The sequence below is a fragment of the Paenibacillus andongensis genome (assembly GCF_025369935.1).
In the GTDB taxonomy this organism is placed as follows: domain Bacteria; phylum Bacillota; class Bacilli; order Paenibacillales; family NBRC-103111; genus Paenibacillus_E; species Paenibacillus_E andongensis.
In genome coordinates this window covers 5,121,298-5,133,067 of record NZ_CP104467.1, presented here as the reverse complement: position 1 = coordinate 5,133,067, position 11,770 = coordinate 5,121,298, and the positions used below count along the sequence as shown (strand labels likewise).

The 11,770-nt window shown below is 43.0% G+C and carries 11 protein-coding genes; 8 read left to right on the top strand and 3 right to left on the bottom strand.

Translation table 11 applies throughout. The annotated features are described in order from the left end of the window. Positions 1-119 precede the first annotated feature (119 nt). The 5 genes from NYR53_RS23310 (at position 120) to NYR53_RS23290 (ending at position 4,993) form a co-directional block, all read left to right on the top strand. On the top strand, positions 120-314 hold the full coding sequence (locus tag NYR53_RS23310) for a hypothetical protein (RefSeq protein WP_261301536.1): 195 nt from the start codon (positions 120-122) through the stop codon (positions 312-314). A gap of 207 nt (positions 315-521) precedes the next feature. After that, positions 522-2,057, top strand: coding sequence for an extracellular solute-binding protein (locus NYR53_RS23305; protein ID WP_261301535.1), 1,536 nt, complete (start codon positions 522-524; stop codon positions 2,055-2,057). A gap of 73 nt (positions 2,058-2,130) precedes the next feature. After that, positions 2,131-3,039 (top strand): ABC transporter permease, encoded by a 909-nt coding sequence (locus NYR53_RS23300; protein ID WP_261301534.1) that lies wholly within the window; start codon positions 2,131-2,133, stop codon positions 3,037-3,039. Between the two features lie 102 nt (positions 3,040-3,141). Beyond that, positions 3,142-3,921 (top strand): carbohydrate ABC transporter permease, encoded by a 780-nt coding sequence (locus NYR53_RS23295; protein ID WP_367618570.1) that lies wholly within the window; start codon positions 3,142-3,144, stop codon positions 3,919-3,921. Positions 3,922-3,970: 49 nt separating this feature from the next. Next, positions 3,971-4,993: a M14 family zinc carboxypeptidase gene (locus NYR53_RS23290; protein ID WP_261301532.1), complete on the top strand. Its 1,023-nt coding sequence runs from the start codon at positions 3,971-3,973 to the stop codon at positions 4,991-4,993. Positions 4,994-5,055: 62 nt separating this feature from the next. On the opposite strand, the gene NYR53_RS23285 is transcribed toward NYR53_RS23290, so the two are convergent. Together NYR53_RS23285 and NYR53_RS23280 are read right to left on the bottom strand one after the other, a co-directional pair. After that, a complete protein-coding gene (locus NYR53_RS23285) occupies positions 5,056-6,156 on the bottom strand; it encodes an alpha/beta hydrolase (RefSeq protein WP_261301531.1) in 1,101 nt (366 codons plus the stop codon). A gap of 451 nt (positions 6,157-6,607) precedes the next feature. Further along, a complete protein-coding gene (locus NYR53_RS23280; protein ID WP_261301530.1) occupies positions 6,608-7,276 on the bottom strand; it encodes a TetR/AcrR family transcriptional regulator in 669 nt (222 codons plus the stop codon). Between the two features lie 156 nt (positions 7,277-7,432). Here NYR53_RS23280 and NYR53_RS23275 point away from each other — a divergent pair, with 156 nt between their 5' ends. The 3 genes from NYR53_RS23275 to hutH all read left to right on the top strand — a co-directional run bounded on the left by NYR53_RS23275 (position 7,433) and on the right by hutH (position 11,353). After that, positions 7,433-8,836, top strand: a complete 1,404-nt coding sequence (locus tag NYR53_RS23275; protein WP_261301529.1) for an MFS transporter — start codon at positions 7,433-7,435, stop codon at positions 8,834-8,836. Positions 8,837-9,189: 353 nt separating this feature from the next. After that, positions 9,190-9,651, top strand: a complete 462-nt coding sequence (gene hutP, locus NYR53_RS23270) for a histidine utilization transcription antiterminator HutP (RefSeq protein ID WP_261301528.1) — start codon at positions 9,190-9,192, stop codon at positions 9,649-9,651. Between the two features lie 181 nt (positions 9,652-9,832). Next, positions 9,833-11,353 (top strand): histidine ammonia-lyase, encoded by a 1,521-nt coding sequence (hutH, locus tag NYR53_RS23265; RefSeq protein WP_437180194.1) that lies wholly within the window; start codon positions 9,833-9,835, stop codon positions 11,351-11,353. A 118-nt stretch (positions 11,354-11,471) separates the two neighbouring features. Here the strand turns inward: hutH and NYR53_RS23260 are convergent, their stop codons facing one another. After that, entirely contained in the window at positions 11,472-11,669 is a 198-nt protein-coding gene (locus tag NYR53_RS23260; protein WP_261301526.1) for a PspC domain-containing protein, read from the bottom strand. Positions 11,670-11,770 lie beyond the last annotated feature (101 nt).

Here is an 11,770-nt window from a genome sequence, read left to right as displayed (position 1 = left end):
ATGACCTGCAAAGGATACATCTAAATCGAACGTTTTATTCACTATTGGCGTTTTTCGAGCAAATGAGATGCAGGTTTTACAGGTAAGCACCTTGAAAACGGCAAATCCTTTAAAATAAGATGTACGTTTTGCAGGTCGAGGCTGGTCGGCAGACAGTGAAGTTTATTTGTTCGACTTATTCGGAAATCGAAAATATACCGCATAAGATTGTTCAGAAATTTGATCGGATGGATTCAGGAGATGCCGCAGTTCCCCCGCAGTTCGTTTGTGAAACCGGCAAGACTGGAATGGGCTTAGGAAAGCCCAATAAATGAATAAGCTTTTTTGTGGAAATTGGTATTATTATTAGAAAAGCTTAAAGTAGTTGCAACTTGATCAGTTCTGTTGATTTACTGATGTTGAAGAGATGACTTATGATGACGATATCAGGCAGGTTAACGCATTTGAAAACGAATACATAATCGCTTGATGCAGAACAATCTATTTTCCGAAGGACAAATAAAAAGGAGGGTGTATTCAACTTGATACAAAGAAAACAAATGAAAAATGGAGCCATTGTATTCACCGTAATAACAGCGCTGCTAGCAGGCTGTACGGGGAAAGAAAGCGGTACGAGTTCAACTGCCACTCCTAGCCCGAGCGCAGCAGCCTCAGTCAAACCAGCTGAAGCGGCAACTCTACGTTTATTAACCGATCTATCAAGTGCCTGGCCGGTTAAGAAAGATTGGGCTGTATGGAAGTGGGTCAAGGAGAAGACGAACATCACGATCAATCAGGAGACGCAAACGGGTCCAGAGTCATTGGCACTTGCCATCGCATCCGGAGACATGCCGGATTTAATGTCTGTTTTTCCGCCTGACGCTCAAAAGTATGGGCCGCAGGGCGCTTTCCTGGATTTGTCCAAACATCTGAACAAGATGCCTAATCTAAAATCCTTCCTAGCATCCAGACCCGATGTTGCTCAAAGAATGACGTCACCGGGTGGAGAAATGTACCATGTGCTCAATGATGGCATGGGGGCAGGAAACCAGACTGTCTATTTTTACAGGGATGATATTTTCAAGAAGCACTCCCTCCAGGAGCCGAAGACGTGGGATGAGTTATATGCAACTGCAAAGAAACTAAAGGAGCTATATCCTGATAGCTATCCATTCGTGTTCCGTCATGGAATCAATACCTTGAAATACTTTGCTCCAGCGTTTGGCGTATACCCATCTTTCTTCGAGGACAAAGCTACCGGTAAAATCAAGCATGGGGTGACCGATCCGGGCTTCAAGAAAATGGTGGAATATCTAAACAAGTTCCATAAGGAAGGTTTGACGCCTCCGGATTGGCTTTCGATGGACTATAAGGCCTGGACGCAATTCATTACAACGAGCAAATCGTTCATGACCATTCAATTTATCGGACAAATCGAAATCATGAACACGCAGCTTCAGAATGGCGGAAATGGCGCTCATTTGAAATTCATGGCACCACCGTTAGGCTACGGCAGCAAGGCGTATATCCCGAACACGAACTTTGAAGAATACGGATTCGCCGTATCCTCCAAAACGAAAAATTTGGACGCCGCACTGCGCTATCTTGACTTCATCTATTCCAAAGAAGGGAAAGACATTCTCAGTTGGGGTAAAGAAGGAGAAACGTACACAGTTGAAAACAATAAACGTAAGTTTCTGCCACGTTTCAAAGAGCCTAATGACCTGCGCAAAGAAATGGGTATGTTTACGACAGGTGCTTATGGGCTGGCTGATTTTGAAGCCTCGAAATCGCTTAGTAATGAAAATGAACAGTATTCTTTCACAGAAGCTGCGAAGTATCAATTCCCTGTCATCAACGCATTACCTCCATTAACAAGCGAAGAGAAGAGTGCGATCTCACTCTTAGAGGAGCAAATTAACAAATATTATGAATCATCTGTAGCCAAATTTATTTTGGGCGAGACCCCAATGACGGAGTGGGATGCATTCCTTGCCCAGCTGAACAAGATGGGCTCACAGAAGCTGATTGATACCTATCAGATTGGATTGGACCGACTCAAAAAAAACAATAAGTAGTGAGTATTAACGATAGGGCTGATCGCCTACTGAGGGTGCTTCAGCTCTATCTCTTCAGAAAGGAGAACCAGCATTGAAGCCATCTATTATAAAGCAAATAAAACGTGATCATATATTTTTGCTGCTGCTGGCACCCGTGCTGGTCTATTACATTCTGTTCAAGTATGTTCCTATGTTCGGAATTGTTATATCTTTTATGGACTACAATCTATTCAAGGGTTTGTCAGGGAGTCAATGGGTAGGTTTTAAATATTACAAGCTGTTCCTTGAAAATCCCGATGCCCTTATCATTATCAAGAATACAGTCGTACTCGGGGGATATAAGCTGCTTTTTGGATTTCCCGCTCCGATCGTGCTGGCCCTTTTATTGAATGAGCTTCGAAGTTCGGTTTATAAACGATTCGTGCAAACGGTAAGTTATCTTCCCTATTTTCTATCTACGGTAGTAGTTTCAAGCATCATTGTCATGTTATTATCGCCGAGTACCGGCTGGCTCAGCCATATGTTTCAACGGTTGGGATTTCCGACCATCAATTTTTTACAGGAATCCGAATGGTTTCGAACGATCTATGTCAGCTCGGAAATATGGCAGCAAGTGGGCTGGGGCTCCATTATTTTTCTTGCGGCCATGACGACCATTGATCCACAGTTGTATGAGGCAGCAAAAATGGATGGCGCCGGCAGGTTAAGGCAAATCTGGCATGTGACGCTTCCTGGCATTGCGACAACGGTTGTTATTATGTTCATTCTGCAGATCGGTCATGTTCTGGAAATCGGTTTTGAAAAAGTGTTTCTATTGTCCAATGCAGCTACTTACGACACGTCAGACGTCATCTCAACTTACGTTTACCGGGTTGGCCTATTGCAAAGCGGATTTAGTTACGGTACGGCCATCGATTTATTTATGGGGATCATCGGATTCATACTCGTATATACGAGCAATAAGCTCAGCAGCAGATTTGGGGAAACAAGCCTATGGTAAGGGAGAAGATGAGGTTTGAATAAGCGTACTAGTCTTTTTGACATTGTTAACGTCCTGCTGATGGGAATCTTCGCGTGTTTCATGCTATTTCCCTTCATTCATATGGCAGCAGTTTCAATAAGTTCCGCAGAATATGTGACCGGAAATCAGATCAGTCTATGGCCAAAAGGCATCAATTTCGATGCATACAAAGCCGTTCTAAAAGATAATCGTATTCTGGTCGGCTACAAAAATACACTCATCTATGTTGGGCTTGGAACTACGCTTTCGCTTGTTTTCACTACGATGGGAGCCTACGCACTGTCGCGAAGAAATCTCGTCTTCGGCAGGACATTTATGCTGATCATCGTGTTCACCATGCTGTTCACAGGCGGACTGATCCCGACGTATCTCGTTGTTCGCAGTTATGGTTTGTTAGATACCATATGGGCAATGGTCTTGCCTGGACTCGTTTCCTCCTGGTTCCTGATCATCATGCGCACTTTTTTTCAAGGCATTCCGCGAGAACTTGAGGAGTCTGGTAAAATCGACGGGTTGTCTGATCTTGGCATCCTGTTAAGAATTATTCTTCCCTTGTCTAAACCCGTGATGTTAACGATCTCATTGTTCTATGCCGTCCAAATCTGGGGCAACTTCTTCACCGCACTTATCTATTTACGAGATGCTAACTTATATCCGCTTCAGGTTACGATTCGGAATATCGTCCTGATCGGCCAACTCACGGATACCACTGTAAGTACAGCCATCGGAGATAAGGCGGTCGTATTGGAATCGCTGAAATATGCTGTCATTCTCGTCGGTACACTGCCGATTATGATCGTGTATCCTTTCATTCAAAAGCATTTTGTTAAAGGCGCAATGATGGGGTCAGTAAAAGGATGAGTCAGGCATAAAATCAAAGTAGCATGGAACATGGGGGAGTGGAAATACGATGGTTAAACCGTTTTGGAAGAGCAAATTGACGGAAATTGAGCATTGTATGAATGTCACGAAGGGCAAAGCGAGGGGACTAGCTTCCTCAGCAGGCGGACGTAACATTTATTTAGTCGAATACGGCGAGAAAGAGAACTTTGGACGAAAAGCTAATTATAATTCGGCTTGCGGAGCAGGAAATCCGGACCATTACGCACTTAAAAGCAAGGATAATAAACCTGTGCTATTGATTGTCGGAGGCATTCATGGCGGCGAACTGGAGGGCATCGTCGCTGTGATGAATCTTATCCAACTGCTCGAAACAGGGACTGATTACAGGGGGAAAGGGCATGATTATTTATTTGAAAACGCCCATCGATTCCGGCTGCTGCTCATCCCCTGCATGAATCCCGACGGACGAGCAAGGCTGCCGATCGATTCACTGATCGATGTGTCTTACGAGAAGTTCGTCTATTATATGCAAGGAACGTGGAAAGACGGCACGCTTTGTTCATGGCCAGACTGCAAGGCGGTTCATCCCATCAAGGACGCTGCTGATTACCTTGGGTCTTATTTTAACGATGATGGCGTTAATCTGATGCACGACAATTTCTTTGCTCCGATGGCAGAGGAGACTCGTGCGCTGCTCGCGCTTGCCGATGCGGAAGCACCAGATCTATCCGTTTTGCTGCATGGCGGTGCAAATAATGACAATCATTTTTGTGAAATCTCTTATTTGCCATATGCGGTCATGCAAAAACAGCAGGAGTTTAATCACAAACTTGTTGATGCTTACGCGTTGCAAGGACTCCCATTTACGGAAAGGAATCAATTGGTGGTGGATGATGGGAGGAAGCCAAATCCTTCATTTAATCTAACATCTGCGATCCACCACGTTTGCGGTGGAATGAGTATGACCTTCGAATCCAATATGGGGCTGGATGCTCCCGGAGTTAAATTGACGCCAGATGAAATCTTGGATAGCCATTTCGTATTGTTTGAGGAAATGTTCCGGTTTCATTTGGACGGGAGCGGGTCCTGATCACTTCATAGAAAAGAACCACCCTGCGACTAAATAGTCGTAGGGTGGTTCTTTTCATTTCCCTATTGCTTCAGCCAAGCATTGCTGAGCAGCATAGCACCGCGAGTTGATTCGGTTTCAGCCATGTTATTAAGCATGACAAAGTCGTGGATAATACCTCGAAAGCGCACGGAAGTTACCGGAACCCCAGCTTGTCTAAGCTTGTTGGCGTAAGCCTCTCCCTCATCTCGTAATACATCTGCTTCACCGTTAATGATTAGTGCTTTAGGAAGCCCCTTTAATTGCTCAATAGATGCACGAAGCGGAGAAGCATAGATGTCCTCTCTTTGTTTCGGATTGGTCGTGTACTGGTCCCAGAACCATTGCATCGTATCACGGCGGAGGTAGTAGCCTTCAGCGAATTGATCATAAGAAGCTGTATCGAACGCCGCATTAGTTACTGGATAAAAAAGCAGCTGCTTCTCGATCTTCGGACCCTTACGTTCTTTGGCCAGCAGTGTAATTGCTGCTGATATATTCCCTCCGACACTGTCGCCGGCTACCGTAATTTTTTTGTCATTCATCCCGTACCTCTTGCCGTTTTTAGCCACCCAATCTAACCCAGTGTAAACCTCTTCCAGGGCAACAGGATATTTCGCTTCTGGTGAAAGACTATAATTGATGAAAACGACGGCTGATTGTGAACCTACTGCAAGCTCACGTATTAGGCGATCATGCGTATGTGCGTTACCAAGTACCCAACCGCCTCCGTGACTATATAGAATTACAGGTAGATTTTTTGGTGCATTTTTCGGTTTAATAATCCGTATGGAAACCTTTCCAGTAGGTCCGCCTGGGATTATTAGATCTTGTATATCCACAGGAGGCTTATTAATTGGACCGGATTGAAGTTTATCAAGAGCCTCACGGGCTTTTATCGGTCCAAGGTCAAACGGATACGGCGGGTTAGCGGTTTCTTCTACATACTTCTGAGCTGCTGGTTCAAGGATAATTTCGTTCTGCTTCACGGGTTGTTGTGAAGATTGTGAATCATTGTTAAATTGTACTTGAGTTGGATTTGCTAAAGATGGTTTTACTCCATTTGAATGCAATGGACCGCAGCCAGTTGCTACAAGCAAGAATGTTAAGCTGGTTGCTACTAATGCATTTCCTTTTTTATTCATGACCGACTCCTCCAATTTATGATATTTCACATTAATATTTCCAGAGTCGAAAGTTCTTATGTATAGAACCGTATTGCCATTTCTACCGGAATGTTCCCTACTGCCAGGTAACTAGAAAATAGACCCATTAAAATCCGCCTGAATGTTATGGGGAGTATACAAGGAAAAATCAAAGAAGACATCAAACCATGTAAAAAACCAAAAACAATAGGAGAAAACGAAAACAGAACCAAGCCAAGGGGCTTGATTCTGTATTTTTGTTGTATAGGAAATTATGATAGATGCCGATCTGTGGACTAGTGTTGCAAAATGACGAAGTCGATTTTCGGCTTCTCAGACTCTATGGGCGAGCTTCGGCTCGTAGAGCTCTAGCTGTAAGCGCGGAAAACGCGCTTACAGCTAGGGACGCTCCTGAATAAGCGCGGTTTCCGCGCTTATTTGTTGTTCAACCTTACAACGTCCGGTTAAACTTTTCAACAAGATGATCAATAATTGGTTCTATGTTTGAATCGTCGACGATTGAAAGTTTTTCCGCTTTGAATAACTGTATTTTTTTGAACTGATAATAATCATTGAGAACTTGTTGAATCGACATTTGGTTATAAAGTAAATACTTAACATCAATAATCTCTCGGAGCAAAATATCGTCTTGAAGCAAAATGAATTTCTCGTTGATTGGATTAAAAATGCCTTTGTTTTTTCCTTCCTGGTAAAATTCGGAGGTCATCTTTTCACGCTTATTCAAAGCACCTTTTAGAATATCATATAAATCTGGATACATGGCTTGAAGATCCTTTAAAAATACGTCTGAAATCTTCCCGACAAGTGTCACCGATTGTTCAAACAATTTTTGGAACCAGAGGCCGAACCATTTTTCGTCATCTTCCTTCGTTCGATCTTCCAACTTTTCCAAATAATCTATAAAAATTTGTACTACACCCTCGATAACTTCTTCTTTTGAAGAAAAGTGTTTGTACATGGTGGCTCTGCTTACGGCCATATATTTGGCAATGTCGTCCATCCGCAAATGTTGAAAACCTTCCACCATGACTGATGAGATTAATTTTTTTAGTAATTTATATTTCGTGGTATCTTGTTCATTCTCAAAAATAATTTTCATTAGAAACCCTCCCACCAACTCTCCTACTTATTATACATAATTCATAAAATAAAATACACAAAAAATAAGATAGACAAAATATGCATAAAGTGTTTACTTTGGATATGTTGTGTGCTATAGTTCAAATCAAGCATTTGAGAAGGAGAGGCGAACAGCATGCATCAGTCCAAACAAATTATTTTAACCATTATCATTGCATGTCAACTAATGGTTGTACTCGATTCATCCATCATGGTAACGGCGTTGCCAGAAATTGGTCGTACACTTCATATATCGACAACCAATTTGACATGGCTGCAGAATGCCTATATTTTGGCTTTTGGGGGTTTCTTGCTGCTAGGTGCCCGGGCGGGGGATATCTTGGGGAGAAGGAGAATGTTTAGTGTTGGTATTGCGTTATTTACGCTTGCCTCTATCATGGTTGGTTTGGGACAATCAGCGGAATTTCTGATTATTACTCGTGCCTTGCAGGGCCTTGCGGCAGCAATAGCAACTCCATCTACGCTCGCATTATTGTCGGTGACTTTTGTAGAAGCCAAAGAGCGTACAAAAGCGATCGCCATTTACAGTGCAGTATCTGGAGCAGGCGGCAGTATTGGTCTCATCCTTGGTGGCGTACTGACGGATTTAATTACTTGGCGTGTAGGGATGTTTATCAACGTACCCATTGGTATTGCCTTGCTCGTTATGGTGCCGCGATATTTAAAGGAAACGGAGAAAAACACGGGGCGCTTTGATCTAATGGGGGCGTTGACATCCGTTATCGGAATAACGGCACTGGTATTCGGTTTTGTACAGGCGGCAGCTCATGGATGGGGGAATAGAGAGACATTGATTTCACTTCTGTTGGGTGCTGCATTGTTAGTGACATTCGTGTTTATCGAAGCTCGTGCGAAGCAACCCATTACACCGCTCCGTTTGTTTTCAAGCCGTCAGCGGTCGGGGGCATATCTCGGAAGGTTTCTGTTTTTGTGCGGCAATTTTTCATTGTTTTTCTTTATCCCGCAATTTTTACAAAATATACTTGGATTTAGCTCTTTTGAAGCAGGGCTTGCGTTTCTGCCTTTCACGGTTGTGCAGTTCGGGATGATGTATCTCATGCCTTGGTTGATAACCCGGTTTGGAAATTTAAAGGTGCTCATTACCGGCCTGATCATTGCAATGATAGGAACGGGTTGGTTGAGCCAAATCTCAGTAGATTCTCAGTTCTTTCCGCAAATCTTCGTTCCGTTTATCATTATGGGGATGGGCGCAGGGATGATATTTCAACCGTTAACGTCTTTTGGTTTATCTGGCGTAGATTCAGGAGATTCGGGTGCCGCGTCAGGTCTTATCAATGTCGCACAACAAACGGGTTGTTCGATGGGCTTGGCTATTCTTATTACCGTTTTTGAGACAGTAAACCGATCGGCGTCACCAATAAAACAACAATTTGCACACGCCATTTCAGTATCAATCATGGGTTCAGTCATATTTATAACAGCGGCTCTCGTTGTTGTGCTCCTCTGGTTTCTGCCGGCACGCAGAACTGTTAAAGAACCAGCTCGAAGAGCTGCTTAATATAAAGGAGGATTACAAAAAAGAAGACTTTCCGTTCATTGACAACCATCACCTACCATGTTATATTTCATTTAAGTGTTCAATCGTTTAGAAATTAGTTATTTAGAAGATCGGGGCTAAAGTATTTGGGATACGATAAGTATCTTCATACTTTTAACGCGATCTTTTTATTTTTTTATTGGAATAAAAGGAACAGAAAATAAAGTACAGGTTTGCATTTATGATTAGGGATGTAAGCGTTATCTCCTTCTGGCTGCATGAAAGTCTTGCCCGTTTAATAATTTTGAAGGCAATAAACTCGGTGATGTGTTTGATCTAAATAGTATGAAATAAGAATTGTAGGGGGAGATCCAATGACGAGTCCAGAAAAGACATCTTTTCCGATTGGTAAATTGTCGATGTTATTAGCAGTTTTGAAGGATCACTCATGGAATGATGCCGTTGAAAATGAGTTGAAAGAAAAAGGCTATCGTTACGTTGTAGGTAAGGTTGGAGCAATGGATTTAAACAAAGTTATCGCAGCCATAGAAACGACGGCTAAAAACAATCATATTATTAACAAAGATATTTATCACGAAGTCCACGCTTTATACCATGCTATCATTGAAGCTCTTCAGGGAGTTGGCAGAGGTATGGTACAGTTCGGTGATATTTTACGGACCGTAGGGCTGACATTTTCCATTGTTCGCGGGAAGTTAGGAGAATCTTCTGAGCAAGGCGGAGAGTGGATCGCTGTATCCATTTATGGAACCATTGGTGCTCCGAAAAAGGGTTTTGAGCATGAAGCCTTTGGCTACGGATTTAATCATATTTAGATATTAGATATTTAGTGACTAGTGACTATTCTTTGCACATGGAACAATGGAAGTGAATTTAATAATATAAACCAGGCTATAGTAAATTTAGTGATTTAGGAGCCGATACCTTTATTTGGTATTGGCTCCTTTTTATTTTTTCATACGAGGAGAGATTATCATGCAAACATTAAAGACAGAAATCTTAGTAGGCAGCGGAGTAACATTAACATTAAAAGATATCATTGAAGTTTCTCGAAACAAGGCTAAGGTGGCTTTGAATCATACAAGTATAGAAAAAATTAATCGCAGCAGAAGTTATGTGGAAAAGCTCCTCCGAGAGAAAAAAACGGTTTATGGACTTACTACAGGATTCGGTAAATTCAGTGATACTTATATTTCAAATGAAGATACCAAAGAACTCCAGGCAAATCTCATTCGCAGTCATGCTTGCGGAATAGGTCTTGCATTGCCAGATGAAGTCGTTAGGGCGATTATGCTGCTTCGAATCAAATCGCTTTCGTTAGGTTACTCAGGTATCCGGCTTGAGGTTGTCCAAACCATGATCGATATGCTGAACAAGGATGTCGTTCCGGTCGTTCCAGAGAAAGGCTCGCTTGGCGCCAGCGGCGATTTGGCTCCTTTGTCTCATGTGGCGTTAGTCATATTTGGAGAAGGAGAGGCTGTCTATGAAGGTCGGCGTATGGATGGCGGAATGGCTATGAAATTGGCGGGCATACAAACGATCCCCTTAGAAGCTAAAGAAGGATTGGCGTTAATTAATGGCACCCAAGTCATGACCGCGGTAGGGGCAATAGCGTGTTATGACGCTTTGAATTTGGCGAAATGGGCGGATGCGACAGGAGCATTAAGCTGCGAGGCCTTAAGGGGGATTAGAGACGCTTTCGATGCGCAAACGCATGAAATTAGACCGCACAAAGGCCAACTGCAGGTTGCTGAAAATATAAGAAGACTGACGATGGGAAGCCAATTGATGACAAATCAAGGGGAATTAAGGGTGCAGGATGCCTACTCTCTTCGCTGCATCCCACAGGTGCATGGAGCGAGTCGTGATGCTCTTTCGTATGTCGTGGAAAAAATCGAGGTGGAGATTAATTCCGTTACGGATAATCCACTCATCTTCGAGGAGCAAGAGAGGGTGATCTCTGGCGGCAATTTTCATGGACAGCCGATCGCCTTGGCCATGGACTTTTTATCCATCTGTATATCAGAATTGGCCAATATATCCGAAAGAAGGATCGAGCGCTTAGTAAATCCGCAGTTAAATGGTGATTTGCCGCCCTTTTTGACGAAACATGGCGGTCTTCAATCTGGGTTTATGATTGCGCAATATGCCGCTGCTTCAGTGGTGTCCGAAAATAAATCTTTAGCTCATCCAGCAAGTGTCGATTCCATTCCATCTTCAGGCAATCAAGAGGATCACGTAAGCATGGGGACGATTGGAGCCCGAAAAGCGAAGCAAATTGTGGAAAATGCGTATTCCGTTATCGCCATTGAACTATTATGTGCTTCTCAAGCTATCGACTATCGCAATCCCGAGCATCTAGGCAAAGGGACTAAGTGGATTTATGCCAAATGTCGTGAACAGGTACCATTTTTGGAGAAAGATAGAGTCCTGTCTTACGACATCAAGAAAGTAACTTCTATGCTACAAGAGACAGATCTTGCGGCTGAATTGGCAGCAATTACAACGATTCTATAAATTTGTTGGGTTCCCGTGGCGCAGCCCTACGGACTATTGCTCATCCACCGAGTGTTAATAACCATAATAAAAGCGAAAATCCAACCCTTTATAGGCTGGATTTTTTGCATTTCAAGCATTATATGTGGCTATAAGGCATCTTCGGGACAAGGATACTGCCGATAAAGTAAAGCAGCATGACGGTTCCAAAGCTGCAAAGAGCTGCCAAAACAACGATTAGACGAATAATGGTTGAATTAACTCCTAGCCATTCTGCAAGTCCTCCGCATAGGCCGGTAAATTTACTGTCTGTAGTGGATCTGAATAATTTGTTCATTGTATAAATCTCCTCTCAAATGTAAGCATTTTGGATGTCTGCTTCGTTCTTATGTCTTTATTGTAGCGTCTTCGAACTTCTACGAAAACGGACCGCCGACG

Excerpts from the sequence above, each read along its gene's own strand:
- NYR53_RS23310 (WP_261301536.1), top strand. The coding sequence starts at position 120 with ATGTACGTTTTGCAGGTCGAGGCTGGTCGGCAGACAGTGAAGTTTATT.
- NYR53_RS23295 (WP_367618570.1), top strand. The coding sequence starts at position 3,142 with ATGGCAGCAGTTTCAATAAGTTCCGCAGAATATGTGACCGGAAATCAG.
- NYR53_RS23290 (WP_261301532.1), top strand. The coding sequence starts at position 3,971 with ATGGTTAAACCGTTTTGGAAGAGCAAATTGACGGAAATTGAGCATTGT.
- NYR53_RS23285 (WP_261301531.1), bottom strand. The coding sequence starts at position 6,156 with ATGAATAAAAAAGGAAATGCATTAGTAGCAACCAGCTTAACATTCTTG.
- NYR53_RS23280 (WP_261301530.1), bottom strand. The coding sequence starts at position 7,276 with ATGAAAATTATTTTTGAGAATGAACAAGATACCACGAAATATAAATTA.
- NYR53_RS23275 (WP_261301529.1), top strand. The coding sequence starts at position 7,433 with ATGCATCAGTCCAAACAAATTATTTTAACCATTATCATTGCATGTCAA.
- hutP (WP_261301528.1), top strand. The coding sequence starts at position 9,190 with ATGACGAGTCCAGAAAAGACATCTTTTCCGATTGGTAAATTGTCGATG.
- NYR53_RS23260 (WP_261301526.1), bottom strand. The coding sequence starts at position 11,669 with ATGAACAAATTATTCAGATCCACTACAGACAGTAAATTTACCGGCCTA.